Genomic DNA, 26,562 nt, shown 5'->3' on the forward strand with positions numbered 1-26,562 from the left:
GTTTCATCAATTAAGGCGTATGCGAAATAGCTATTTATTCGTCCCTTACAGGCTAATGCTGATTCTAGGGCTAGGTTTCACCAGTTTGTCTTGTACTCGTATTCCATTACAAAGTATAACCTTGTCTGAACGCATCCAGGAAGAGGGTGCTAGAATGCACCAACTTAATTTATTGCTGATCAATCAACTATTCGCTGAGAAAAAAGAAAGGGTTAACGATTTTATTAAAAGCGATTATACACCTAGTATGATCCAGAAAATGACCAACGACTTAGATGAAGATATAGACGTTAAATTGGAACTGCCACAAATAATGGCTGCTGCAATTCCTATGATTAGTGAGCGGAAATATTCCATGCAAATGGCCCTTGATTCTGCAAAAATTAAAATTGTTGATCAGCTCAATTCCGATTTTGTTAAATACAATATGGCCAATACTGAAATGAAACGTTTATTAGAATCTGCAGTTAAGTTAAATGAAGAAAAAAAGCAATTATTGAATCAATCTAATTGGTTTAAGAAAAAAGGGATTAATTACGATCAGTTGGCTGAATTATTGGATCGGTTTGTGTATTCTTCTGGAAATATAGGCGGGCTGATAATGAATTTAAACAAGGATTTAAATAAAGTACTGAATCAATAATTGTTGTTATGAATAATCAATGGCAAAAGAAAGCAAAGCAGGCCCAAAAAGAAACAGATGCTGAATTGGCCAATCAGATTGTAGAATTAAGTAGTGTTAAACAAAAAGAAATAGACCAATTATTAGCTGAAAATAAAATGGATACGGCTGAGTTTAATCAGTTGATAAAGTTGATTAAAGACCAAACCAAGAGCAATAACGACAAAATCAAAGCCCTCTCTAATATGCAAAATGGACTAGAATTATTGGTAGGCTTAGTAGGCAAATTGATTTAGCCCATTATGGGTTCACCTCAAAATCCTTAATTTTGCCCTCTCATGAAGGCAAAAACACTCAAAAAGGACAAGGTTAATATCATCACCCTAGGATGCAGTAAAAATTTAGTAGACTCTGAAGTGTTGAGTGGTCAACTGGCTGCCAATGATATTGACGTAGTGCATGAGAATGCCAAACTAGACCATAATATTGTGGTGGTGAATACCTGCGGATTCATTGATAAAGCCAAAGAGGAAAGTATTAATACCATTTTAGACCAGGTTGAACTCAAGCGCAGAGGTAAACTAGATAAAGTATATGTTACGGGTTGTTTAAGCGAGCGTTACAGGGGCGATTTAGAAGCGGAAATGCCTGAAGTAGATGCCTGGTTTGGTACTTTGGAATTACCCTTGATTTTAAAACAGTTTGAAGCAGATTATAAAGCAGAATTATTGGGTGAACGAATGTTGAGTACCCCCAAACACTATGCTTATTTAAAAATTGCAGAAGGTTGTAATAGAACCTGTTCCTTCTGTGCCATTCCTTTGATGCGGGGTAAACATATCAGTCGATCTATAGAAGACTTGGTAACTGAAGCGGAATCGTTAGTACAAAAAGGGGTGAAGGAAGTTATGCTGATAGCGCAAGAGCTTACTTATTATGGTTTAGATCTCTATAAAGAGCGAGCATTGCCTAAATTATTAGATGCATTGGCCGATGTAAAAGGCTTGGAGTGGATCAGATTGCATTATGCATATCCTAGTAAATTTCCTTTAGAAATTTTAGAAGTAATGCAACGAAGAGACAATATTTGTAAGTACTTAGACATGCCTTTACAGCACGCAAGTAATAGCATGCTCAAAGCCATGCGTAGGAATATTACCCGCGAAGAAATGTCTGAACTGATTCACCAAATTAAAGCTGCAGTTCCTGGTATATGTTTAAGAACCACATTGATTGCGGGTTTCCCAGGAGAAACAGAAGAGGACGTGGAAGAATTGAAAGCATTCTTACAAGAACACCGTTTTGATAGGGTAGGTATTTTTAGTTATAGCCACGAAGAAAATACCAGTGCGTACGATTTGGTAGACAATGTTCCTGCCGAGGTAAAAGCGGCTCGTGCTCAGGAAATCATGGAAGTGCAGCAAGAAATTTCGTACGAGAAAAACCAAGAAAAAATCGGTAAAGTTTTTAAAGTATTAATCGATAAAAAAGAAGCAGGCCGCTATTTGGGTAGAACCGAATTTGATAGTGTAGAAGTAGACAATGAAGTGGTCATTCACAGCACTAAAAAATTACCTATTGGTGAATTTGTGCAAGTGAAAATAACTAAAGCCTACGATTACGACTTAGAAGGTGAAGTGGTTGCTTAATGCGAATAGCTTCTTATAGTTTAAATCCAAAAGTTAACATGATACTGCCCCTGCTTCCAGTTTGCTCAGCAAACGTGTTGGGCTTGTCATTTAATCGATAGGCAAATACCGCATCCTTGTTCATAATATGCGAATAGGATAGGTCTATAAACATTCCCTTGTTTCTATATCCCAACCCACCTGTGCCAATTACTCTACTGGCTTTCAATGCTTCATCTTGATAAGGGCTGCCATAATAAGCTGCACCCAACCTGAACATAATGGTATTGAATTTTAATTCTCCTCCAATTCTAGCATTGATATTGCCTTTGTAATTATCTATAATGGCTTCATTTAAAGCTGTATAATAATTACGGAAACCTGCATCGGAGGCATTTTCTCCAGCTACCGCAAACCTAGCTCCTTTGTAATGCACATATTCTATATCTGCACTAATAAAGCCTTTTTGTAAACGAGTGTCGTTAATTTCTCTAAACACATAACTAAAGCTACCTATGGCTCTCCATGGGGTAGTAATATTGTACTTGCTGGTACCTGCACGGCCACTGTTTAAATTATCGCTGCTTTCACTGCGTTGCCCTGCATAAGTTTCTGTATTGGCAACCATAGAAGATCTAATTCGATCGGTCATGGTGATAATTTGAGGACTATGAAACGCAAAGCCTATTCTAACAAATGGGGTAGGCTTATAAATAGTTCCCAACTTTAAACCAATACCCGCACCTTGGGAAGAGTAAGTTTCTTTGTATTCAAAAAAACTAAATTGATTGGTAGGGTCGTTGGTAGCATCTCTTTCACTATAAACCAACTCGCGATTATACTTAATAATTGGAATATTGAAACTACCTCCTACATAAAGTTTGTCGGCCATATTACCGGCAAATCCAATGGCTATTTCATTATATCCACCACTTGTTCTTGCATTGTATAACTGGTTTACGCCGGTTGAAATAGGTACTAAACTTTGGTAACCTGCCACAGCACCACCAGGCCCACTTAATGTATCAACTAAAAATGTTCTAAAAGCCAATGATGATCCAAATATATAATTACCTAGAGCAGCATTGGTGTCTGCTCTATCTCGAGTTAGTTCTTCTAAATATTTTTCAGTAAATGAACTGAAATTATTTCGACCACTAAAACTCACTTGGTTATTGTAATTAGCCAATTGATTAACTGAAATAGCAAATGCAGAACTGGTCCATTTACTATAGCCCGATTTGCTTGAACCCGCCAAAACAATTCCAGTTGTTCCGTAACCAAATCCTGATTTGCTGCTTGAAGTATCGGTACCCCTATAATTGAATTTATTGCTATTGAGTAAAAAACCTGGTGACAAAACCAATTCCCTGGTTTTGTATAAGCCAATACCAGCAGGGTTTACGTGGTTTGCAGTGATGTCTCCTCCCAAAGAGCCCATTACTCCACCCACTGCCATATTTCTTGCTGTACCATTTTGGGTAAACCAAGATACTCTTAATGCATCTTCTGGAGATTGAGCAGTTGCTGTTTGGGCAAAAATTGCCAGTCCGCTTATTAATAAGCCGAAATATTTTTTCATAAAATGGGTTAATTAGTTTCTACCACCACGTCCTGTGCTGGTGCTGGTTCCAGTACTTTTAAAGCCACCGCTTGCACCACCAGCGCTGCTACTGGTAGTAGGAATAGTGCTACTAGAGCTGTTGCCAAAAGTTCTAATAGAACGGTCGTAACTTGAACCAGTTCCACCTGCTGAAGTAGAACTAGAGAAGACTCTCTTAACTAGGTTGCTGAAATTGTTGCTTCCCCCATTGGTGCCTGGTGCATACCATTTAGGATCGTTGCTATTATTGTACATTCTATTACGTAATGCACTTAAGTTTGCCCCAGAGTTATAAGTAGGTAAACTTGCTTTTGGATTGGCGTAATTGATAACAGAAAACATTGGATTGCCCCAACCAAGTGGGTTACCAAAAATGCCTCCATTGAATCCACCACCATAAAATCCGCCTCCGAAAAAATTATTCCAAGCATACATGCCTGGTCTAAAGCCCAATCCAATACTCCATGGATTATTATTAAACATAAAGGGGTCTAGTATCCAAGGATTAAATGTATTAAAATGATTGAAGCTATATGGGGAGAAATCATAGCGCATATCATTCCAGTAACTGAAATTATCAATCGAGCTCCAACGATTTCTATTGGCTACTCTCATACGTAAATATCGATCATCCATTGTACTCACGTATTCTTGATATCGCTCATCGTTGTTTTTATTATTGGCAACTGCATATGTTTCTCGTTCTTGTCCAGGTGAAAAATACACATCATCTGGGGTTTGCCCCATTTGATAAGCAGTACTACATCCACTAAGAATGGTTGCAGCAACAAAAGCACTTAGTAATAACTTTTTCATGATTTTCCTTTTTAGGTTGATCAACTTGGTTGAGTGAAGTTACATACATTTGCGATTGGTAACCTCTATCAATTAAGTGGCAAATTACATGCCAACTAACAAATGTTAGTGTTGAACAGGTTAAAAAAAACAAAAATATTTATGGGTAAGGAAATTACTTCTAGGGCACAGGACTATTCACAGTGGTATAATGACTTAATTATCAAGGGTAATTTGGCTGATTATTCAGCTGTTAGGGGTTGTATGGTCATTAAACCCTATGGATTTGCCTTATGGGAAAATATGCGAGACGTGTTAGACAAAATGTTTAAAGACACGGGCCATCAGAATGCTTATTTCCCTCTTTTTGTTCCTAAGAGTTTATTTGAGGCAGAAGAAAAAAATGCAGAAGGCTTTGCTAAAGAATGTGCCGTGGTAACCCACTATCGTTTAAAAACTGACCCCAATAACAAGGGAAAATTAATTGTTGATCCTGAAGCAAAATTAGAAGAAGAGCTAGTAGTTCGCCCTACCAGTGAAGCAATTATTTGGAATACTTATAAAGGATGGATTCAGAGTTATCGCGATTTGCCTTTATTGATTAATCAGTGGGCCAATGTGGTAAGATGGGAAATGAGAACAAGATTGTTTTTAAGAACCGCAGAGTTCTTATGGCAAGAAGGTCATACTGCACATGCCACTGCAGAAGAAGCCATTGAAGAAACCAAACGCATGTTAGATGTTTATGCAGATTTTGCAGAAAATTGGATGGCATTACCGGTAATTAAAGGGGTTAAATCTCCTAATGAACGTTTTGCAGGTGCCGAAGACACTTATTGCATTGAAGCATTAATGCAAGACGGTAAAGCATTGCAAGCTGGAACTTCCCACTTCTTAGGACAAAATTTTGCCAAAGCTTTTGATGTAAAATTCAGTGACAAACAAAATAAATTAGACTATGTATGGGCAACCAGTTGGGGTGTTAGTACTCGTTTAATTGGGGGATTGGTGATGGCGCATAGTGACGACGACGGTTTAATTTTACCGCCTCGTATTGCACCTGTGCAAGTTGTGATTGTTCCTATTTACAAAGGCGAAGAGCAAAAAGCACAAATTGATGAAGTAGTTAACCAAATGAAAAAGGAAATGGTTTCCTTGGGTATTTCTGTTAAATATGATGATTCCGACAACAGCAGACCAGGCTGGAAATTTGCAGAGTATGAATTAAAAGGTGTGCCAGTAAGAATTGCTGTAGGTGCAAGAGATTTAGAAAATAAAGTAGTTGAAGTAGCTAGAAGGGATACCAAAGAAAAACAAACAGTGCCCTTAGAAGGCATTGCCAGTTTTGTACATGATTTATTAGACAATATTCAAGTGTCTATGTACAATAAAGCAAAAGCATTTCAACAGGAAAATATTAGAAAGGCTGATAGCTGGGATGAGTTCATTCAAATTTTAGATACCAATGCTGGTTTTGTTTCTGCGCATTGGGATGGAACAGCTGAATCTGAAGATAAAATTAAAGAGTTAACAAAAGCTACCATACGTTGCATTCCTTTGGATAATCCTCAAGAGGATGGACAATGTATTTTATCCGGAAAAAAATCGACCCAGAGAGTACTTTTTGCCAGAGCTTATTGATATATTTATTAAATGGAATATAATAAATATAGTCTGGTTTTCAAGGGCAGTGGATTCGAGTATTTCAAAATTCAGTTAGTGAATATTATTCTCACTACCATAACCCTTGGTTTATATTATCCTTGGGCAAAAGCACGTACCCTGCATTTCTTCTATGCAAACACGGTGTTTAATGAGCAACCTTTTGTATTTACCGGTACTGGAGAACAAATGTTTAAAGGGTTTATAAAAGCCTTTTTGATTTTGGTAACTGTGTATGGACTCGTTATTTACCTAACTTTAAATGAACAAGAATTAGTTGGACTTGCATTATTGTATATTATCCTTTTGTTCATCATTCCTTTAGCTATTCATGGTTCATATAGGTATCGATTTGCAAAGACAATTTGGAGCGGTATACGTTTTGGATATATGGGAGATAAGTGGGAGCTACTCATGCTTTGCATTAAAGGAACTTTTTTGACGATTGTTACAATTGGAATTTATGGTGCTTGGTTTGCAATGAATTTACGTAGGTATTTGTTGTGTAATATTAAAGTAGGAGATGCCCGGTTCTCCTATAAAGGAGTGGGTGGCGAATATTTTTGGCTTAATGTAAAAGGATATTTGCTGAGCATCTTCACTTTCGGTATTTATTTTTTCTGGTGGCAAAAAGATTTGTTTGCTTATTTCATTAATAATTTAAGACTAACAAAAGGGGACCAAACTATGTTGTTGAAATCTAAAGCAACTGGTGGAGATTTTTTAGCATTAATCATGGTTAACCTTTTATTATTTGTTTTCACTTTAGGATTGGCAACCCCTTGGATTGTGGTAAGGAGTATGCGCTTTTTGTTCTCCAATATTGTATTGGATGGTACTATTGCATTTGATGAATTAAGGCAAACACAAGAAAATTTTGATGATGCAACAGGAGAAGATATCACCGACTTTTTAGACTTTGGTTTTATAATATAATGGATAATATTCAGCAAGTAGATTTTTTTGATGGATTACAAGCGGGTCCTAAGCATGCTTTGATGTACTTTAATGCAGCCGGTATTTCTATTCAGTTAGGCGCTTATTGGGATAAGGAAGCAACCGTTTTATTTTTTCCTTATAAACAATGCAATATTCAAGAAACTGGGAATAAATTAATTGTATTCTTAAATAAGAATGCCACCAACTATATTTCTTTTAGTGCAGATGCAAATTTTGCTATAGACCTTAAACAAAAAATTAATCACAAAGACCAATCATTTGCTGCTACTCTATTAAGTATGAATGTGTTTTCTTTGTTCATATTGGTGGTTATTTTATTAGCTGGAGTTTATTGGGGTATTTCAACAATTGTTCCTTGGGCAGGTTTGAAATTAATAAAACCTTCCACCGAAACCGAGCTAGGAGAAAAAATGTATCAGTCGATGATGCAAGGCGAAACGATTGATCATCAAAGAACAAAATTGTTACAAGAATTTGCTAAATCAATGAATCTTAGTAACACTTATCCAATTAAACTTACAGTAGTAAAAAATAGAGAAGTGAATGCTTATGCTATTCCAGGAGGAAATATTGTGGTTTATTCTGGAATACTAAAAGCCATGAAGTCTCCAGATGAATTAGCTGCATTATTAGGACATGAGACCGCTCATATTAATGATAGGCATAGTTTAAGATCTATATTAAGAAGTGCTGCAACGGGTTTAATTGTCTCGGTTGTATTAAATGATATTTCAGGTATTTTTTCGATTGTAGTAGAAAATGCAGAAGGATTAAGAACCATGCATTTTTCAAGGGGTATTGAAAAAAGTGCAGATGAAGAAGGGATGAAATTATTGATAAAAAACAATATTCATCCTTTAGCAATGAAGAAATTAATGCAGCGCTTGAAAGAGAATAGTCCTGAAATACCCGAGGTGTTATCTTTTATGCAATCGCATCCTGCTACAGACGAAAGAATTAAACACGCAACTGAATTTGCTGTTCCTTATAAAAATAGTTCCTTTGCACCCAATCCAGTTTTGGATTCAATTTGGAGTGCATTAAAATAAAATGAAGCAAAAAGAAATACATCCTGCCTTACAGCCTTATTTAGAAGGAAAAACAATACTAATAGATAAACCACTTGATTGGACTTCTTTTGATGTGGTAAGAAAAATTAGGAATATCACTCGAATTGTAAAAGTGGGTCATGCTGGAACACTTGATCCATTGGCTTCTGGTTTGCTAATTGTGTGTACAGGTAAATTTACTAAGAAGATTAATGAATACATGGGAATGGAAAAAGAGTACACGGGTACTTTTACATTGGGTGCAATCACCCCCACTTACGATTTAGAATCTGAGCCAACTCAGTTTTGTTCAATTGATCATTTAACAACTGAACAAATAGTAGGAGCAACTGATTTATTCAAAGGATTGATTATGCAAGTTCCGCCTATTCATTCTGCCATTAAACAAGCTGGTAAGCCTGTTTATTTAGCTGCTAGAAAAGGAATTGATGTTGTAATAGAGCCAAGACCTGTTACCATTCATGCATTTGACATTGAAAAAATTGAATTGCCTATTGTTCACTTTAGGGTGGTTTGTTCAACAGGCACTTATATCAGAAGTCTTGCGAATGATTTCGGAAAAGCTTTAGGTGTGGGTGGTTATATGAGTAGCTTAAGAAGAACCCGAATTGGCCATTTTAATGTTGATCAAGCGCTTTCTATGGATGCATTTGAAAATGAAATTGATCAGCTAAAATCATTAGAAGGGTAATCCTATGCCCAGTTGCAATGCAAAGTTGGGTACTTTAATTCCATTAGGTCTAGTATCGTTCCAAGTGAAATCTTTAATACTCATCCATCCATTATTCGCAGCCCTTAATGGGTCTTTTAACTTATAAGCAAAATCGAGTCTAATTAAAAAATAGGACATGTCAAATCTTAGTCCAGTTCCAATACCAATGGCCATATCTCTTGTAAAACTATTTAAAGAAAAGCGAGTATCCGAGTCGGTGGAAGCTGCTCTTTTTATATTCCATACGTTGCCAATATCGGCATACAAAGCAGAACCTATTTTGAAACTTCCAATTGTTGCTAATTGAAAACGATATTCCATATTGAACTCTAATTGCATATCTCCAAAACGATCACGAAATGCATTGGATGCCGTGTCTGATTCACTTTGATTAGAACTACCTAGGCCTAATTGTCTCAATCTCCATGCACGCATACTATTGGGTCCGCCTGCAGAAAATTGTTTATAGAAAGGTAGGGTAGGGCCAATGATGGTATCGCCCCCATAATTGTAACCTATTCCTGCAAATGCTCTATAAGCTAATTCCGATTTTGCAAACTTCACAGATTGTTTATACTCTGTTTCTACTTTGATGTATCTGTAAATATTTCCTTGTAAACCCGGAATAAAACCAAAAAGTCCACCCGCTTCTTCTACTGCTAAACGATAAAATTTGTTTTTATTGGGATTCTTAATTCCATTGGTAGTTCTTACAAATGAAAGGCTTTGGCTAACAATACTTCCTTCGTTAAAAGATGCTTTCAGAAAAGGGTTCTTGATAATTAATTGATCTAGGGAATCTAGCTTGTCTATAGAATACAACTCTATGTTAATGGGCTTATATAAAAATGAGTTGTTGCCTTTTTTCCATTCGTATCCAAAACTGGTGGTTAAATTTCTAACTCTATAAAAATTTCTTCGGTCTACATATCCTCCGTTTACCGACCATAGTGTTCTTCTGTTATCAATTTGGTCTAATCCTTTCCATCTTTTGAATGGTTGAATTATGCCTGGAAATATATAAGTATGCCCAACGTTTATTAAAAATGTTTGAAGTAATTGATCGGGTTGATTGCTGCTACTTAATATATTTAATTCCACACCCGTTCTAAAAGTAGCAATAGATTGAATGGCATTTTTCCAAACATTTCTATTGTTGTAAGATAAATTGGTGGTAATACCCAATAAGTTGGTAACCCCAATATCTGCTATATTTCTGCTGGCTTCTAGGTCAACGGTAAAGCTTTGTTTAACTGCAGGAGTCATGAAAAAATACATATCCAATGTATCCCTATTTCTAATTTCTGGCCTGATATCAATATTTTGCCAAGCCGATAATTGTCCTAAAGCATTAGCGGTTTTAAAATATTTTTCTTCATTGTAAATGTCTCCTCTTTTAAAATAAGTGTCTTCTTTTAATGGCCTAAAATTGAATAGCCCTTTTTTATACCGCATAAAAGTTGATTCACTTTTCTTCTCAAAAAAGGTTTTATCGGTCATTAAACTATCGGGTACATCGGTGATTTTTGTTTCAGGATAATAATACAAATTGCCAATATGGTATTTAAATAACCTAGAACTGTCTTCTACCTCTCTTTGCCTTATAGCAATATCCCAATTGGGATTTTCTTTTTTGGCTTTTGCAACTTCCGATAATAATTTGGCTTGTTCAAAAGGGTCAATTGTTAAAGCAAATAGCTTGGTATTGTTAGAGTCTACATAAGCATACACGTCTTCTCTGGTAATTTTAAAATAACCGTTTTTTCTATAAAGGCCTACCATTCTATCTAACTCGTTGCTGATGACTTGCTTTGAATAAGGTTTACTCTTTTTTAAATAGCTTTTACCAGATTCAGCAACCGCCAATTGCTGAAGGGTTGAATCGTTCATTTCATAGGAAACTTCATCAATAGTAATATTCTTTCCTGCGTCTATATCCATAAAAATACTGGTCCTTATTTGGTCTTTCACTGTGTCGATGGTAAACCGATTGGTTAATATGGAATAATAATAACCTTGTGCGTTTAAATAAGAATTCATGAAGAGGGCAGACCTAGTAATATTAGTGCTATCGAAAACTGCTGGGTTCTTAATTTTATAAAAAAGGCCAAATTGTTGTTGTTTAGGAACTTTCAAACTATCGTCCCAATAATTTTGCAAATCTGATAATAACCGTTTTTTCTCATCTTTGGTAAAATTACCATGAAGGCTAATTTGGTTGTTGTAAACAAATGGAGTGTTTTTGGGATAGTTTCTTACCCAGGTTCTCTTTTGTTCAGAGCAAGCAGACAGCATAATTAAGGCTGTAAACATGCTGAAAAAACCAATAAAACTCCTTTTTACCGTAAAATGCATACACAATGTTAAGCAAGATTGAGGCCAAATATATTCAAAGTTTATACCACAAAAAACAAAGGGATGCGTTAAGCCTGTTTATTGTAGAGGGAGTAAAGGGGGTAGATGAACTCTTAAACAGTTCCTTTGTGATACAAAAAATTCTTGCAGTGAATGATTGGGGGCATCCATTAATGGACAAAGCGCCACTAATAAGGGTTTCAGAAGAAGAACTACAAAAAATAAGTGGGTTACAAACAGCCAATAAAGTGTTGGCTGTAGTAGAACAGCAAAATTTCACTGCCCAAAAGCCTCAAAAGGGTTCCATTACATTGGCACTTGATGGTATTCAAGACCCTGGAAATATGGGAACCCTTATAAGAATTGCTGACTGGTTTGGTATAAATACCATTTTGGCTTCTGAAGATTCAGTGGAAATGTATAATCCTAAAGTAATTCAAAGTACTATGGGTAGTTTTATTAGAGTAAAAGTGGGGTATGGCAATTTAACCCACCTTTTATCGGACCTAGCTATTCCTGTTTTTGGGGCCTTATTAGAAGGGGCATCGGTATATAATCAATCTTCTATTGAGGAAGGGGTTTTACTTATAGGGAATGAGTCTAAAGGCATTCATACAGAATTGCTGCCCTATATTTCTGCACCTATTCATATACCCAGAATTGGCGGAGCAGAATCGCTGAATGCTGCAGTTGCTGCTGGTATTCTACTTTCTCATCTGATTAAAAAGTAATGCAGTTATCTGAATTGAATTGCTTTGATGGGGTTAACTTTCTTAACTAATAAGGCAGGTATTAACATGACCACAAACGACACCACAAATGTTGTTACACAAACAGTAATAATTTGCCACCAAATTATTTGAACTGGTGCAGTTTTAACATAATAAGAACTTTCGTCTAAGCTAATGAATCCGGTATATTGTTGTATTAGCACTAAGCCCATTCCAATGATAAATCCCCCAATAATTCCTCTTAATGCAATCACCGCTGCATAATAAAGAAAAATTTGAATGATGCTCCTGTCTTTTGCTCCCAATGCTTTAAAAACACCAATCATTCTTGTTCTTTCTAATATTAAAATGAGCAAACAGGAAATCATATTAATAATGGCTACTACTGCCATAATAATGAAAATCACATTTCGGTTCATGTTTTGAATTTCTAACCAATCAAAAATATTGGGGTAAATGGATGCCACTGTTCTGCTCATCCATTCGGTGGGAAGGTTACTCATCAGTTGTTGACTTACCGTGTCTTTATTGTATGCTGGGTCAATAAAGATTTCATATCCACCAATTTGTTCTTCCGTCCAGTTATTAATTCTTGCAATCAATTTTAAATCGGCTAGTAAAAAAACTTTATCGTATTCTTCAATACCCGTTTTATAAAAACCTGCAACAGTTAATTTTCTATAACTGGTATTTGTTTCATTGGTTCCAACAAAATATACAGTAACTGTATCATGTAACGCAATATTTAATAAACTGGCAATTTGTTCAGACACCATTATTTCCTTACTGTAACTGCTATCCAAAAACTGAATCCATTTGCCGCGGGTTATAAATGGTTTGATTCTGCTACTATCGTAGTTGGCTTCAATCCCCTTTAATAATACCCCTTCAATATTTTTATGGAATTCTAAAACAGCCGACTTGGTTGCAAATGCCTGAATCTTTGATACTTCTTTTTGAGATGCAATCAATTTTTCTACATTCTTGTCCCTGTTAATAGGTACTTCCTCTGCCATCATCGATTTATCTGGCTCAAAATGTTGTACCCGTATATGCCCCCAAAAACTATATACTTTATCTGCAACGGTTTGTTGAAATCCATTAACAAAGCAGAGGGTAATAATCATTGCCGCTATGCCAACAGTTGTTGCCCCAACTGAAAGCCGAATAATAAATCTTGAAAATGACTGCTGTTTGCTGAATGCGAGTCTCTGGGCTATGAAAAGAGAAAAATTCAAACGGTACGGTTTTTGACTATATCAAAGCTACTAATAATACAATAGTTTCAGTAAGTTTATCCTTTATGAAATACATCCTGCTGCTTTGCTGCTTTCTTTGCTCATTTAATGGATTTGGTCAACTAAAACCAGATCATGTTTTTATGCCTTCCATAAGAACAGTTAAACTATTTCCGCAAAACAATCAATTGGCATTACCCATTATTGGATTGAATTCTACTGATCAACTTGAATTGCATTTTGATGATTTGGGTGCATATCCTAAAAATTACTTTTATACTTTTCAATTGTGCAATGCCGATTGGTCCGAAGCACAATGGAGCCCGTTTGATTATATAAGGGGGTTTCAACAAAATAGAATTAGTCAATACCGAATCTCTTCTATTGCACAAGTTCAATATGTACATTATCAAACTATGTTGCCCGATCGTTCTGCGGTACCAACTAGGAGTGGGAACTATATACTCAAGGTTTTTCAAGATGCCGATACCTCCAAGCTTTTATTTACCAAGCGTTTTTATGTTGTGGATAATAAAGTTGGTATTGCTGCTCAAATACAGCAACCATATAATTCACAATTGATTCAAACACACCAAAAAATTCAGCTGGGTGTAAATACTTTGCCATTGAATTCAATTAATCCACAACAAATTCAAACTGTAATATTACAAAATGGAAGATGGGATAATGCAGCACAAAAACTGCAGCCTAGCTTTATTAGGGGTAATATGTTGGAATACAATTCGGAGCAGGATTGTTTGTTTCCAGCTGGTAAAGAGTACAGATGGATAGATTTGAGGAGTCTACGATTTGAGAGTGATCGAGTAGATAAAATACTTAGGATAAATATTCCCGTACTGGTTTATGTAAAGCCGGACGCCATTAGGTCTGGACTGCGTTATTTATGGTATAGAGATTTAAATGGCTTTAGCGAAATTGCTACTACTGAATCGGTTAATCCATGGTGGCAATCAGATTATGCAGAAGTAGAATTTACATTGGCCCCTGAAAACAGGCAACCATTAATGGGTAAACAAGTGTATTTAATGGGAGAATTAACGGGAAATCAAATAAGTGATTCATCTTTAATGGAATTTGATGAACGCAAAGGGGTTTATTTCAAGCGTTTAACCCTTAAGCAGGGGTACTATAGTTATACTTATGTTACAAAAGATAAAAATAACGGGTTGCTGCCAGCAGATCCAGCTTTAACGGAAGGCAATTATTGGGAAACCGAGAATAACTATACTATTTTGGTCTATTATAGGCCATTTGGTGGAAGGCACGATGAATTGGTAGGACTGAGGCAAATTAGTAGTCTACTGCCTAATTCGAGACTTTAACAATTAACTTTAGGGAGGGGAGCATATTAACTGTATCTTTGCACCCTTATTAATATACAATTTTTACAATGGACACACAAATTCAAGGAACTGTAAAGTTCTTTAACGAAGAAAAAGGTTTTGGTTTTATTAAGCATGATGATTCCAACAAAGAAACTTTTGTACATGCGAACGGTCTTATTGACCAAATTGAAGCTAACGATAAAGTTATCTTTGACGTACAAGAAGGAAGAAAAGGTTTGAATGCAGTAAATGTAAAACGTTTAAGCTAGTCTTAAATTACATACCTTACCTAAGGCCATCAGCTACTAGTTGATGGCCTTATTTTTTATTTGAAGTATATTTGTCCTCTAATTTTTGAATATGTCCAATTTAATGAGCCAGTTGGCAGAAACCACTGCATTTATACAAAGTAAAGTAGATTCAAAAGCCGAGATAGGCATCATTTTAGGCAGTGGGTTAGGTAATTTATCAAGTGAAATAAAAGTTGAAATAAGTATCCCTTATAGTGACATTCCTCATTTCCCTGTTAGTACAGTAGAAGGCCATGGCGGAAGCTTAATTCTAGGAGAGTTAAGTGGTACGAAGGTTTGGGTAATGAGTGGCCGTTTCCATTTTTATGAAGGCTATACCCCACAGCAAGTAACGTATCCCGTTAGGGCCATGCATTTATTGGGAGTAAAAACCTTGCTATTATCTAATGCAGCTGGAGGTGTTAATCCTGCATTTAATGTGGGAGATTTAATGGTCATTACCGATCATATCAGTCTATTCGTTTTGAATCCATTATTGGGTAAAAATGAAGATGCATTGGGTACCAGATTTCCAGATATGAGTGAGCCATACAGCAAAGAATTGGTGGCTAAAGCAATGTTGATTGCAAAAAATAATGGTATAGAACTTAAGCAAGGCGTTTATACGGGTGTTACAGGTCCTACATTTGAAACAAGGGCAGAATATAAGATGATTCATGCTTTAGGAGGGGATGCCGTAGGAATGAGTACGGTGCAAGAAAATATTGTTGCAGTTCATTGTGGCATGAAAGTATTTGCTACCAGCGTAATTACCGACTTGGGTATTAGAGAGGAAGAGAATATTATTACCCATGAAGAAGTGTTACAAGCTGCAAAAGATGCGGAACCAAAACTTACTTTGCTATTTAAAGAGTTGATAAAGGGATTGTAAAAAAAACTGGATGCATCCTTCAAAAAATAAACTTTATTTCATTGTTGCGCTGCTGATATGCATTGGGGCTAGTAATAGTTTAGCTCAATCGTTTAGGCCAGGTCAAATGAGTTCTTTTTCTGGTTCTAACAATATGCAACAGTCTAAATCTGGAAAGAATGATTCTTTACAGAAAAGGGATCAGTTTGCAGATTCTATTACCATCTTTTATCGTTTTTTTGATTCAACTAGAAATAGGGTGTTGGATTCTTCAATCAATGATTTTACAGCTCGATTTCCCATGCCTTTTCAAAATTATCATTTAGGAAATTTTGGCACAGCCGCTCAATCTATGCGCTTTCATCCTATAATGAAAGCAGGATTTGATGCAGGATTTCATCAGTATGATATGTACAAGTTTACCTTAGAAAACACAAGGTTTTACCAAACAACCAGACCATATACCGAATTAGGCTATTTGTTGGGAGCTAAAGCGGAACAGTTGATAGACTTAAAGCATACCCAGAATAGAAAAAGCAATTTCAATTTTAGTTTTGAATATCGATTCAGTAATTCACCAGGTAGTTTGAAGAATCAGAATGCCAGTCATAATAATTTTAGGTTCACCACTCACTATCAAACCAATAACAGACAATACGAAGTATTCTTTGTGTACCTAGCCAATAAGGCTTCCGTTTCTGAAAATGGGGGGTTGGTTGATGTTAAAAAATTAGACAGTCTTGCCTTAAACGATCCTTTTGAATTAGAAACAAGAATGGGTAGGTCTGGTGCCGCTATTCGAAATCCATTTAATACCAATGTGAGTACGGGCAATTTGCAAAAAGACAATATGCTCTTAATAAAACACCATTTTGATATTGGTAAAAAGGATTCTGTTGTAACCGATTCTATTACCTATAAAATATTCTATCCAAGGTTTCGAATTGAGCATATTTTTAAATTACAACAACAGCTGGCTCATTTTTTTGATAATAATGTAGATTCTATACGCTACAAAAATTATTTTAATTATACCACCCGAAATGCACAGGCATTTCAGTTTAAAGACAGTTGGAATATACTTACCAATGAATTCAGCTTGATTACATTCCCTGATAAGAATAACCAAAGCCAATTTTTAAAGGCTGGTATAGGGCTACAAAATATAAAAGGAACCCTTGATACATTTAATACCGTTTCTCTTAATAATATTTTTGTTACTGGCGAGTACCGTAATAGAACCAAGAATCAAGTTTGGGATTTAGAAGCAAAAGGAGAATTTTATTTGAATGGGTTTAACTCGGGAGACTACAGTGCTTATATTAGCATGAAAAGATTACTTGGAAAAAAGATTGGGTTTTTAAATGTAGGGTTTCATAATGTAAATAGATCTCCCTCTTATCTCTTTAATAGCTTAAGTACATTCCCAATTGCCAATAGAGTTGGTTACAATAAAGAAAATATCATCAGGGTATTTGGTGTATATGAAAATCCTGCTAAAAATTTAACTATTACAGGTGAATACAATGTGGTAAGTAATTACCTATACTTCGATAGTTTCTTTACTGCAAAACAAGAAGCTACTTTGTTTAATGTGCTTCAGTTGGGTGTTTCTAAAAAAATTAAATTGGCCAAGCATTTTAATTGGTATGCCGAACTGAATATTCAACAAGTTATTGGAGGTGCCCCAGTAAATATTCCTTCTATCATTACTAGAAACAGATTTGCATTTGAAGGCAACTTTTACACCAATTTATTTTTATCTACTGGGGTTGAACTGCGTTACAATACTGCTTATAAAGCAGATAGTTACAGTCCGTTATTGGGACAATTCTTTTTTCAAAACAATACCACTATTTCTAATAGACCAGATATGCATGCATTCTTGCATTTTAGAATTAAAAGTTTTAAAGGCTTTATTCGCTTCGAAAATATCAATACCCTCTTTTCAAAAATGAATATGCAGGCTATTAATTATCCTGGACAAGGTCTTTGGAATAGAATAGGTATCTGGTGGAATTTTGTTAATTAGCCAATTGGTTTTCTGCACCATAGAAAGAAGCTATTTTTCTGATTACTTTTTCTACCACTGCATCAGGGCAACTTGCTCCACTTGTCATAACAATCCTTAATGGCTCAGTCTTTGGCAAATATCCTACAACAGTACTCATTTCCTTTGTTTGCCAGTTGCAATGTATTATTTCATCTTTGCTAATTAATTTATCTGGACCATCAATAAAAAAAGTAGGGTATTTGGCTTCACATAATTCAACCAAATGTGAACTATTGCTGCTATTGTGTCCGCCAATCACCATGGCAATATCTGCTGCAGTATCTAACATGCCTTTCACAGCTGATTGATTGTCGTTGGTAGCATAGCAAAGTGTATCTCTAGTATCAGCAAATCTAGTAGCAATATTGCTATTGTCTAATTGAAAATGATTCAGAATCACTTCTTTTAAATAATCAGAAATGGCTTGTGTATCTGTAGCTAATTGGGTTGTTTGATTAACTACTCCAATTTTTTGTAAATCCTTTGTGATATCAAAACCCTCCGAATAACGGCCTTTGAATTCAATATAAAAGGAATCAGTTTCTTTTTCTCCAGTAATGTATTTAGCCAATTCAATCGTTTCCTTCATATCATTAACTATCACAGTAGGCGTATTGGCAGATGCGTGTGAAAATGTGGCCCTGGTTTCTTCATGTTTTGGTTTCCCGTGAACCACAATGCTATATCCTTTCGAGGCTATTTGGTCGCTTCTATTCCAAACTTTTTCTACAAAAGGGCAGGTGGTATTGTATTTTTCTACTGCAATACCTTTTGCTTTAAGCATTGATTCAATTTCAAGTGTTGTGCCAAATGCAGGAATGATGACTACATCTTCTGCGTTTAGTGATTCAAATGGAATCAATTGTTTACCATACGTATCCTGTAGAAATTGGACACCCCGCGAAACTAAATCTGCATTTACTTGGGGGTTGTGAATCATCTCACTTAATAAATAAATGTTTTTGCCTTGGTTCTGGTCTATCGTATTAAAGGCAATTTCAATGGCATTTTCTACCCCATAGCAAAAGCCAAAATGCCTTGCCAAATAAATATGTACTGGCCCCAAATTTAAGAGGGTAGGCGTAAAATCTTTTTTGAGTTTATCTGCTGCCTTTCTGTTCTCCTTAATCTGGCTGATTAGGTTGCTTCTGTAAATATTGGGTATAGTGAATTGCTTCATGGTATATAAACCACAAAAATAAGGAATAGTTCGTGGATGAATTGAATTGCTATTATAGTGTACCCGTCTACCAATTTTAATAATCCGCAATTTTTAGTGAAGCAAAAAAATGGCTTTCTGGTATTTCTAATATTTCTCCAGGAGCCAAATTCCCTAGATGAAGGTCTTCAATACTAACCCTAACTAGTCTTTTACATTTGAGTTGTACTGCCGTAAGCATTTTTCTAACTTGATGAAATTTTCCTTCGGTTAATTCAATACTAAGCCAAGTGTGCGGAACTCTTTCTGAAAGTAGGTATTCTCCTGGAAACTGAACCAAGGGTGGGTTTACAATAGCTACTTCGCAAGGGGAAGTTGTATGGTATAGATCTGCACCAACTTTAAATTGTACCCCATTTCTAAGTTGATTCAATTGTACTTCAGATACTATATTATTTACTAATACATGATAAACCCTTGTATGTGGTATAGGTCCTTGGAAAAGTAATCTAGTTACTTTCTTATTAGTTGTAAGTATTAGTAAGCCTTCTGAATGATGATCTAACCGGCCAATAGCATGTGTTCCCTCTGGAAAGGGGAAAGCTAAATTGCCTAATAAACTAACGTTATGGCTACTTTTAAATTGAGAAACCATGCCATAAGGCTTATTCAATAAAAAATATTGGTGTTCCATTAGTCTGCCCTGCTTACTAATGGGAATAGAAGGTTAACAGTGGTTCCCTCACCGTTAATACTTTCAATTTCAATATTTCCATTCATTTTATTCATGAAATCTTTGCACAAAACTAGGCCTAATCCAATTCCTTTCTCATTTGCAGTGCCAAAAGTTGAATAACTAACATTGTCTTGAAAAAGTTTGGAAAGTGCATCGGAAGTCATACCTACGCCAGAGTCTTTTATTATGACAAATGCGTTGTATTTGTTGCGCTTTGTATTGATATCTATAATACCATTCTCTCCGGTAAACTTAATGGCATTGCTTAGAATATTTCTGATGATAAATGCCGTCATATTCTTATCGGCCCATATTAGTTGACTGTGTAAATAGGTTCTAATTCGGATATTCTTATTAACTGCACTCTGGTTTAAAACAGATACCGTATCGGTGATTATTTGTGCTAAATCAATCGGTTGTAAATTCATTTGAATTTCTCCTGTTTGAGATCTAGACCACATGAGTAATCCATCCAACATTTCTACCACTTTTTTCACGTGTGTATTTAAATTGCTGGAAACAAATTCAATTTCTGCTTCAGTGAAGTTTTTGAAATTGTCTTTATAGTAATCTAAGAAACTTATAATGCTGCTTAACGGAGCTCGCATATCGTGAGAGATAATTGAAAGAAACTTATCTTTTTGCGCACTAATCATTTTCAGGGTTTCTTCATTTTCTAAAAGCTGTTTATTTTTAGCCTGTAAGCTTTCCGATTTGTCTTGAATTATTTTTATGCTTCTCCTAATTTTCCGAATGGCTAAATTGAAATTGATGGCTAATTGACCTATTTCATCCATTCTTAGTTCATCAATAAAGTCAGGGCTAATATCATCTTTAAATTTAGTTGCAACTACTTCCTTTGTTGCTCTATTTAACTCAATTAATGGCCTGGTAATTTCCATTGAAATTAAATAGCTGAATAACAAACCTGCAACTAGTGTTACTGCAATAAGTCCATAAAAAATCCATTCAAGTTTTTTGATGTCTTCTTCGTAAAGTGCATTGATTGAATTTAAAGTTGCCTGAAGTTGTTCATCATTGCTTTTACTCTGTTTTATTAATTCATTTTGTAATCCATCCTGATTACTATTGCCAATACTTCTTTCTAGTTTTACAATTCTTACAAATGTTTTTCTATATTCTTCTAAAATGGTTTCAGAACTAGGACTATTGCTGTAAGCGAATAGTAGTTTTCTAGCTAGTGAATCAAATTGAATGGCAGCTTTCTCATTTTTTTCAAGCAAATAAGCAGATGATAATTCATCTAATTTTTTCAAATCAGTTGTATTAATCAGATTACCTGATTCCAATTCCTTTTTATGTTGATTTAGTGCCCCTATAAGTCCTTGATTTCCCATACCCAATTGTTTAACAGAATCGACCATTCTACTAAAGAATTCTTCTTGGGCATGTATATTCCTGGTTATGGAAACAATTTTTTCAGAAATAGGTGATTTTTGAGATAATTTGTTTTGATTAATACTTAAAAGACTACTGTCAATTTTATTAATTAGTTTATTATAATCAATAATAGACTCAGTTGTACCTGTTATATAAAAGCTTTCTGTAAATCGATCTTTTAATAAAAAAGATTGCCTTGCCTCGCTTTGTTTTCCAATATTGTTTCTAATATCATCTAAGTGCGTCATCATTTGATGCATGAGCAAGCGCTTATCATTCACTTTTACCGATATTAGAATAATAATAAGGGTGATCAATAGAATCAGGAAATGCGAAAGGAAGAGCTTATTGCGGATGCTAAGGTTCCTGAGTGGTGTTTTGATCATTTCTTTTACAACTAGGTTCTTTGTTTCTCGGAATTAGCGTCTAAGATACTTAGTTTTGCAGCATGCATTATGTTTCGGTAGAAGGATTAACCAAAAGCTATGGAATTAATCCACTTTTCAGTAATATTTCCTTTCATATAAACGAAGGCGATAAAATAGCCCTAATTGCCAGAAATGGAATCGGGAAGTCAACCATGTTAAGGATTCTAGCGGGTTTAGAAACCCCAGATTCGGGTAAATATTGGATCCATAAAGACGTTACAGTGGCTCTTTTTGAGCAAGATCCCCAATTTGAGGAGTCTTGGTCGGTATTAGAAAATATCTTTCACCTGAACCATCCAGTCATAACGGCCATTAAAAAATATGAAGCTGCTATAGAAGCGGAGGATGCCATAGGGATTACTGAAGGCATAGAAGCCATGGACGATTTAAGTGCTTGGGACTTTGAGGCCAAGGTTAAACAGATACTAGATAAGCTGAATATTCACCACTTAACCAATCCGGTTAAAGAATTAAGTGGTGGTCAAAGAAAGCGGGTAGCATTGGCTAAAACCCTCATAGATATTGGGTTTGCCCACCAGCATACCTTATTGATGATGGATGAGCCCACCAACCATTTAGATGTAGAAATGATTGAATGGTTAGAGCATTATTTAAACCAAGAAAAAGTAACCCTTTTGTTGGTGAGCCACGATCGATATTTTTTAGATGCAACCTGCGATGAAATCTGGGAATTGGAGCGAGAAAATTTATACGTTTATCGGGGGGATTATGAACAATACATGGAGCAGAAAGCTGCCCGTTTAGAGAGTGAACAAGCCAGTATAGACAAGGCTAAGAATACTTACCGCAAAGAGTTAGAATGGATGCGAAAGCAGCCTAAGGCTCGAACCACCAAGAGCAAAAGCAGACAAGATAATTTTTACGAAGTAGAAGCAAGGGCTAAGCAAAAAATAGAAGATGCACAATTGCAATTGCAGGTAAAAATGAGCCGGCTAGGAGGTAAAGTGGTGGAAATGAAGAAAGTGTACAAGAGCTATGGAGACTTGCCCATTTTAAAAGGATTTGATTACAATTTTAGTAAAGGAGAACGAATTGGTATCATTGGAAAGAATGGGGTAGGGAAGTCTACTTTTCTAAATATTTTGCAGGGATTGGAATTGGCCGATAGTGGCAAAATAAATATTGGGGATACGGTTGTGTTTGGGAATTTTTCTCAGCAAGGCTTAGTCTTTAAAGAAAACGTGCGTGTAATTGAATATGTAAAAGGTTTTGCCGAAAACTTTCCATTAGCAGATGGAACAACATTGAGTGCTGCTCAGTTTTTAGAACTCTTTTTGTTTACACCAGATAAGCAGTATACCTATTTGAATTCATTAAGTGGTGGAGAGAAAAAGAGATTGCAATTATTAGTCGTTTTATTTACCAACCCCAATTTTTTGATACTTGATGAGCCTACCAATGATCTTGACCTTCCTACATTAGCAGTATTAGAAAATTTCTTAGTAGATTATCCTGGTTGTGTTTTAATTGTATCGCACGATCGTTATTTTATGGATCGTTTAGTAGATCACTTATTTGTTTTTGAAGGAAATGCAGAAGTAAGAGATTTTCCCGGGAACTATTCGCAATATAGAATCTGGCAGAAAGAAAACGAGAAGAAAGACAATAAATGGGACGCTTTAGAAGCGGGTAAAAGAAAGGGCGCTAGCACTGAAGATATCGTAACTGCAAAAGTAGAAACACCTAAAGCTCCTGCAAAAAAAGTAATGAGCTTTAAAGAAAAAAGAGAATTTGAACAATTAGAAAAGGAAATGCCTCTTTTAGAAAAAGAAAAACAAGACTTAACGAATGAAATGAGCAGCGGCACGGCTACTTTTGAGACAATTCAAAAAATAAGTGAACGACTGGTGCAAATAGAAAAAGCCTTAGAAGAAAAAGAAACTCGCTGGTTAGAACTCAGCGAGTTTCTATGAGTTATCTAAATAAAACTAATTAGTTCTACTTCAAATACCAATGTGCTGTTGGGTCCTATTTGAGCACTTACTTGTCTATCGCCATACCCTAAATGTGGTGGAATAAAAAAGCGCCATTTGCTTCCTGTAGGCATAAGCTGTAATCCCTCTGTCCAACCTTTAATCACCATATTTAAAGGGAAGGAAGCAGGTCTGCCTCTTTGAACAGAGCTATCAAAAATAGTTCCGTTAATAAGTGTTCCGTGGTAATGACAGGTTACTTCATTGTTTGCTGTTGGTTTAGAACCAGTACCTTCAGTAATGATTTCATATTGTAATCCACTCGGCAATTCAACAATGCCTTCTTTTTGTTTGTTACTGGCTAAAAAATCTTGCCCTTCTTTTAAATTGGCGGCTGCTTTTTCCGCTTTTAATTGTGCTAATTGATCTGCTACACCCATAAATATTTTTTTTTCAAAGGTAAGCATTCAATCCTTACTTTTGCGGTGTGGCAGGTCTTGCACGACCAGCTCCTGCTGAACCTCCCCAGGGCAGGAATGCAGCAAGGATAAGCGGTTGAGCGGTGCGATGTGAGTAGCCTGCCATATTTTTTTAATTATACATATATGAAGTTTTTCATTGACACCGGCAACTTAGCCCAAATTAAAGAAGCAAACGACTTAGGGATTTTAGACGGTGTAACCACCAATCCTTCTTTGATGGCCAAAGAAGGCATAAAAGGAGAAGAAGCAATTGCCCAACATTACAAAACAATTTGCGAGCTTGTAGACGGTGATGTAAGTGCAGAAGTACTTTCTACCGATTTTGCCACTATGGTGGAAGAAGGGAAGAAATTGGCTGCAATTCATCCAAATATCGTAGTTAAAGTTCCAGTAATTAAAGATGGTATCAAAGCAATTAAATGGTTTACCGATAATGGTATTAGAACCAATTGCACTTTAATATTCTCAGCAGGTCAAGCTATTTTAGCTGCTAAAGCTGGTGCTTCATATGTATCTCCTTTTATTGGTCGTGTAGACGACAGTGGTTGGGATGGCATGGATTTGATTGGTCAATTGCGTCATATTTTTGACGTACAACAATACAAAACAGAAATTTTAGCTGCTTCAATCAGAAGCCCATTACATATAATTAAAGCTGCTGAATTAGGTGCTGATATTTGCACTTGTCCTTTAGATTCAATAGTTGGCTTATTAAAGCATCCTTTGACTGATATTGGCTTAGCTAAGTTTTTAGAAGATGCTAAAAAAATGTAGTTTTTTAACTACACAATATTTAATATTTCAATGCCTGCAATGCAGGCATTTTTTATGCAGAATAGTTTAGCTTCGAATACGATTCTTTAACAATTGGCTAAACATACTCGCTTTTGAAAAAAATATTTTTTTTATGTTTTTTCTGTAAGTTCATTAGTACCAATTTAATGGCTCAGTCCATTTATCCTTCTACTATAAATATTACAGGCCAATACGGCAACCAAGGAAATTATCAATTTGAATTTAGTTTAGGTGAGTCAGCATCAATTGTTACCCAATCAAGCAGCACTTTAGTTGTAACAAGTGGGGTACTACAATCATTTACTTCATTTGCTTCCGCTTATAATGCTTTTCCCACTTTTTTGCCTGATGAAATCAAAATATATCCCAATCCATTCAAAGATGTATTAGAGATCAATTTTTTACAAACCAACTCAGGTAAATTAAAAGTTGAACTTTTTGATATGCAAGGTAAAAAAATGAAAGAGTTGTTATTTTTTCATTTTGGTGTTGGAAGAACAGAACGATGGGATTTAAGTAAATTTCCACAGGGTAGTTATATTGTTTCTATAAACCAACTTGACGGAACTGGTAAGTTGGTAATTAAGAGAGGAGTTTTCAAAGTTTTAAAAATAAAGTAACTATTATCAAAATTCTTTTTTATGAGAAAAAGATTACTTGTTTATATTTTAATTCTTATAGTTGCCAATTTTATACCTGATTGGATTTTTGCACAGGCCCCTAATTTAATTAATTATCAAGGAGTAGCAAGAAATGCAGCTGGTAACCCTTTGCAAAATCAAACCATATATTTAAGGGTAAGTATTAGAACTGGTTCATCACAAGGAGCCGTTCAGTTTTCAGAAACCAGGTCTGTAACAACAAATTCCTGGGGTTTATTCGCAGTTCAAATTGGTAGTCCAGGATTTATGAGTTCTATTGGAACTTTATCCGGGGTTACTTGGATGCAAGGTGATAAGTTTATGGAAGTGGAAATTGATCCAACAGCGAGCAACAATTATATCAATTTAGGCTCAACTCAATTATTAAGTGTACCCTATGCCTTGAATGCTGTATCCGCTGGTACTGCAAACCCTATCGGAACCGCTGGAGGTGATTTGTCTGGTAGCTATCCCAATCCAACAATTGGAAATAATAAAATCACTACTTTAAAGTTGGCAGATAGTGCAATAGTTACTTCTAAAATTGCAAACTTTAGTATTACTGATATTAAAATTGAATCAGTTAGTGGGGCTAAAATTGTTGGCGATATTCAAGGAAATGCCAATAATGTAAATGGAATTGTTGCAATTGCCAATGGGGGAACTGGGGCTTCAACTGTTTTAAATGCAAAAATAAATCTTGGGATTGATTCTATCAATAATACTTCAGATTTAAGTAAACCTATTAGTAATGCAGTTCAAAATGCATTAAATCTTAAGTTGAATAGTAGTGACACTAATAGTGTTTTTTCGAACATATTGAAGATCAGTGACACTGCTAATTTGGTATTGAACTATCGCAGAACGACAACGAAGATTGAGAACAGTGATTTAGCGAAGAGTACGATAAGTGGGGTATCACTGGGCGATAACTTAAAGAGTTTGAGTACTTCATATGGTTTAACAGGAACGGGCTTTAATGGTTCAACGGATATAGCAGATTGGAAAGTGGATACTTCAGCTATTAGCACCAAGGCGAATGTTGCTGGA

At 35.6% G+C, this 26,562-nt stretch carries 24 protein-coding genes and 1 other RNA gene; 17 read left to right on the forward strand and 8 right to left on the reverse strand.

Translation table 11 applies throughout. The features are described 5' to 3' along the window. Window positions 1–19 precede the first annotated feature (19 nt). The 3 genes from Q8S25_RS09435 to rimO are packed head-to-tail and all read left to right on the forward strand — an operon-like array spanning window position 20 to window position 2,271. Window positions 20–643, forward strand: a complete 624-nt coding sequence (locus tag Q8S25_RS09435) for a hypothetical protein (RefSeq protein WP_305537094.1) — start codon at window positions 20–22, stop codon at window positions 641–643. Window positions 644–651: 8 nt separating this feature from the next. Then, window positions 652–918 carry a hypothetical protein gene (locus Q8S25_RS09440; RefSeq protein ID WP_305537096.1) on the forward strand — a complete coding sequence of 89 codons (267 nt, stop codon included), beginning with the start codon at window positions 652–654 and terminating at the stop codon, window positions 916–918. A 42-nt stretch (window positions 919–960) separates the two neighbouring features. Beyond that, complete coding sequence (gene rimO, locus Q8S25_RS09445) at window positions 961–2,271, forward strand: 30S ribosomal protein S12 methylthiotransferase RimO (protein ID WP_305537098.1); 1,311 nt, start codon at window positions 961–963, stop codon at window positions 2,269–2,271. A 13-nt stretch (window positions 2,272–2,284) separates the two neighbouring features. Here rimO and Q8S25_RS09450 read toward each other — a convergent pair whose 3' ends face one another. Together Q8S25_RS09450 and Q8S25_RS09455 are read right to left on the reverse strand one after the other, a co-directional pair. Next, a complete protein-coding gene (locus tag Q8S25_RS09450; RefSeq protein WP_305537100.1) occupies window positions 2,285–3,832 on the reverse strand; it encodes an OmpP1/FadL family transporter in 1,548 nt (515 codons plus the stop codon). A 12-nt stretch (window positions 3,833–3,844) separates the two neighbouring features. Then, entirely contained in the window at window positions 3,845–4,669 is an 825-nt protein-coding gene (locus Q8S25_RS09455) for a hypothetical protein (RefSeq protein ID WP_305537102.1), read from the reverse strand. A 141-nt stretch (window positions 4,670–4,810) separates the two neighbouring features. On the opposite strand from Q8S25_RS09455, the gene proS reads away from it, so the two are divergent. From proS to truB, 4 genes are read left to right on the forward strand one after another with little or no spacing between them, the layout of a single operon-like run. Further along, the gene (proS, locus tag Q8S25_RS09460) at window positions 4,811–6,289 is read left to right on the forward strand and encodes a proline--tRNA ligase (protein ID WP_305537104.1); all 1,479 of its coding nucleotides are present in this window, start codon (window positions 4,811–4,813) and stop codon (window positions 6,287–6,289) included. 12 nt (window positions 6,290–6,301) lie between these two features. Further along, window positions 6,302–7,246 carry a YjgN family protein gene (locus tag Q8S25_RS09465; protein ID WP_305537106.1) on the forward strand — a complete coding sequence of 315 codons (945 nt, stop codon included), beginning with the start codon at window positions 6,302–6,304 and terminating at the stop codon, window positions 7,244–7,246. Continuing rightward, window positions 7,246–8,319 carry a M48 family metallopeptidase gene (locus tag Q8S25_RS09470; protein WP_305537108.1) on the forward strand — a complete coding sequence of 358 codons (1,074 nt, stop codon included), beginning with the start codon at window positions 7,246–7,248 and terminating at the stop codon, window positions 8,317–8,319. Before Q8S25_RS09465 ends, Q8S25_RS09470 begins: the two co-directional genes overlap by 1 nt. A gap of 1 nt (window position 8,320) precedes the next feature. Further along, window positions 8,321–9,031: a tRNA pseudouridine(55) synthase TruB gene (truB, locus tag Q8S25_RS09475; RefSeq protein ID WP_305537110.1), complete on the forward strand. Its 711-nt coding sequence runs from the start codon at window positions 8,321–8,323 to the stop codon at window positions 9,029–9,031. On the opposite strand, the gene Q8S25_RS09480 is transcribed toward truB, so the two are convergent. Then, window positions 9,020–11,407 (reverse strand): BamA/TamA family outer membrane protein, encoded by a 2,388-nt coding sequence (locus tag Q8S25_RS09480; RefSeq protein ID WP_305537112.1) that lies wholly within the window; start codon window positions 11,405–11,407, stop codon window positions 9,020–9,022. The two genes, truB and Q8S25_RS09480, sit on opposite strands and share 12 nt — an antisense overlap. A 5-nt stretch (window positions 11,408–11,412) precedes the next feature. On the opposite strand from Q8S25_RS09480, the gene Q8S25_RS09485 reads away from it, so the two are divergent. After that, on the forward strand, window positions 11,413–12,138 hold the full coding sequence (locus Q8S25_RS09485) for an RNA methyltransferase (RefSeq protein WP_305537114.1): 726 nt from the start codon (window positions 11,413–11,415) through the stop codon (window positions 12,136–12,138). Window positions 12,139–12,143: 5 nt separating this feature from the next. Here Q8S25_RS09485 and Q8S25_RS09490 read toward each other — a convergent pair whose 3' ends face one another. Then, a complete protein-coding gene (locus Q8S25_RS09490; protein WP_305537116.1) occupies window positions 12,144–13,376 on the reverse strand; it encodes an ABC transporter permease in 1,233 nt (410 codons plus the stop codon). 65 nt (window positions 13,377–13,441) lie between these two features. On the opposite strand from Q8S25_RS09490, the gene Q8S25_RS09495 reads away from it, so the two are divergent. The 4 genes from Q8S25_RS09495 to Q8S25_RS09510 all read left to right on the forward strand — a co-directional run bounded on the left by Q8S25_RS09495 (window position 13,442) and on the right by Q8S25_RS09510 (window position 17,915). Then, window positions 13,442–14,719 carry a DUF5103 domain-containing protein gene (locus Q8S25_RS09495; protein WP_305537118.1) on the forward strand — a complete coding sequence of 426 codons (1,278 nt, stop codon included), beginning with the start codon at window positions 13,442–13,444 and terminating at the stop codon, window positions 14,717–14,719. A 68-nt stretch (window positions 14,720–14,787) separates the two neighbouring features. Continuing rightward, the gene (locus Q8S25_RS09500) at window positions 14,788–14,991 is read left to right on the forward strand and encodes a cold-shock protein (protein WP_026751538.1); all 204 of its coding nucleotides are present in this window, start codon (window positions 14,788–14,790) and stop codon (window positions 14,989–14,991) included. A gap of 91 nt (window positions 14,992–15,082) precedes the next feature. Continuing rightward, on the forward strand, window positions 15,083–15,904 hold the full coding sequence (locus Q8S25_RS09505; RefSeq protein ID WP_305537121.1) for a purine-nucleoside phosphorylase: 822 nt from the start codon (window positions 15,083–15,085) through the stop codon (window positions 15,902–15,904). 10 nt (window positions 15,905–15,914) lie between these two features. Beyond that, on the forward strand, window positions 15,915–17,915 hold the full coding sequence (locus Q8S25_RS09510) for a putative porin (protein ID WP_305537123.1): 2,001 nt from the start codon (window positions 15,915–15,917) through the stop codon (window positions 17,913–17,915). Here the strand turns inward: Q8S25_RS09510 and Q8S25_RS09515 are convergent. From Q8S25_RS09515 to Q8S25_RS09525, 3 genes are read right to left on the reverse strand one after another with little or no spacing between them, the layout of a single operon-like run. Beyond that, entirely contained in the window at window positions 17,908–19,206 is a 1,299-nt protein-coding gene (locus Q8S25_RS09515; RefSeq protein ID WP_305537125.1) for a 4-hydroxy-3-methylbut-2-enyl diphosphate reductase, read from the reverse strand. The two genes, Q8S25_RS09510 and Q8S25_RS09515, sit on opposite strands and share 8 nt — an antisense overlap. Then, window positions 19,193–19,789, reverse strand: coding sequence for a pseudouridine synthase (locus Q8S25_RS09520; RefSeq protein ID WP_305537127.1), 597 nt, complete (start codon window positions 19,787–19,789; stop codon window positions 19,193–19,195). Before Q8S25_RS09520 ends, Q8S25_RS09515 begins: the two co-directional genes overlap by 14 nt. Beyond that, window positions 19,789–21,618: a HAMP domain-containing sensor histidine kinase gene (locus tag Q8S25_RS09525; RefSeq protein ID WP_305537129.1), complete on the reverse strand. Its 1,830-nt coding sequence runs from the start codon at window positions 21,616–21,618 to the stop codon at window positions 19,789–19,791. The genes Q8S25_RS09520 and Q8S25_RS09525 overlap by 1 nt, the downstream gene beginning before the upstream one ends. Before the next feature lie 62 nt (window positions 21,619–21,680). Here Q8S25_RS09525 and Q8S25_RS09530 point away from each other — a divergent pair, with 62 nt between their 5' ends. Continuing rightward, on the forward strand, window positions 21,681–23,594 hold the full coding sequence (locus tag Q8S25_RS09530) for an ABC-F family ATP-binding cassette domain-containing protein (RefSeq protein ID WP_305537131.1): 1,914 nt from the start codon (window positions 21,681–21,683) through the stop codon (window positions 23,592–23,594). A 5-nt stretch (window positions 23,595–23,599) separates the two neighbouring features. Here the strand turns inward: Q8S25_RS09530 and Q8S25_RS09535 are convergent, their stop codons facing one another. Beyond that, complete coding sequence (locus tag Q8S25_RS09535; RefSeq protein WP_305537133.1) at window positions 23,600–24,034, reverse strand: FKBP-type peptidyl-prolyl cis-trans isomerase; 435 nt, start codon at window positions 24,032–24,034, stop codon at window positions 23,600–23,602. A 48-nt stretch (window positions 24,035–24,082) separates the two neighbouring features. On the opposite strand from Q8S25_RS09535, the gene ffs reads away from it, so the two are divergent. The 4 genes from ffs to Q8S25_RS09555 all read left to right on the forward strand — a co-directional run. Next, an RNA gene (gene ffs / locus Q8S25_RS09540) (signal recognition particle sRNA small type) lies at window positions 24,083–24,181 on the forward strand. 18 nt (window positions 24,182–24,199) lie between these two features. After that, window positions 24,200–24,850, forward strand: a complete 651-nt coding sequence (gene fsa, locus Q8S25_RS09545) for a fructose-6-phosphate aldolase (RefSeq protein ID WP_295189503.1) — start codon at window positions 24,200–24,202, stop codon at window positions 24,848–24,850. Window positions 24,851–25,017: 167 nt separating this feature from the next. Then, window positions 25,018–25,491 (forward strand): T9SS type A sorting domain-containing protein, encoded by a 474-nt coding sequence (locus Q8S25_RS09550; protein ID WP_305537135.1) that lies wholly within the window; start codon window positions 25,018–25,020, stop codon window positions 25,489–25,491. Between the two features lie 21 nt (window positions 25,492–25,512). After that, a partial coding sequence (locus tag Q8S25_RS09555) for a hypothetical protein (RefSeq protein ID WP_305537137.1) occupies window positions 25,513–26,562 on the forward strand: 1,050 nt, incomplete at its 3' end.

The sequence above is a fragment of the Sediminibacterium sp. genome (assembly GCF_030695065.1).
In the GTDB taxonomy this organism is placed as follows: Bacteria; Bacteroidota; Bacteroidia; order Chitinophagales; family Chitinophagaceae; genus Sediminibacterium.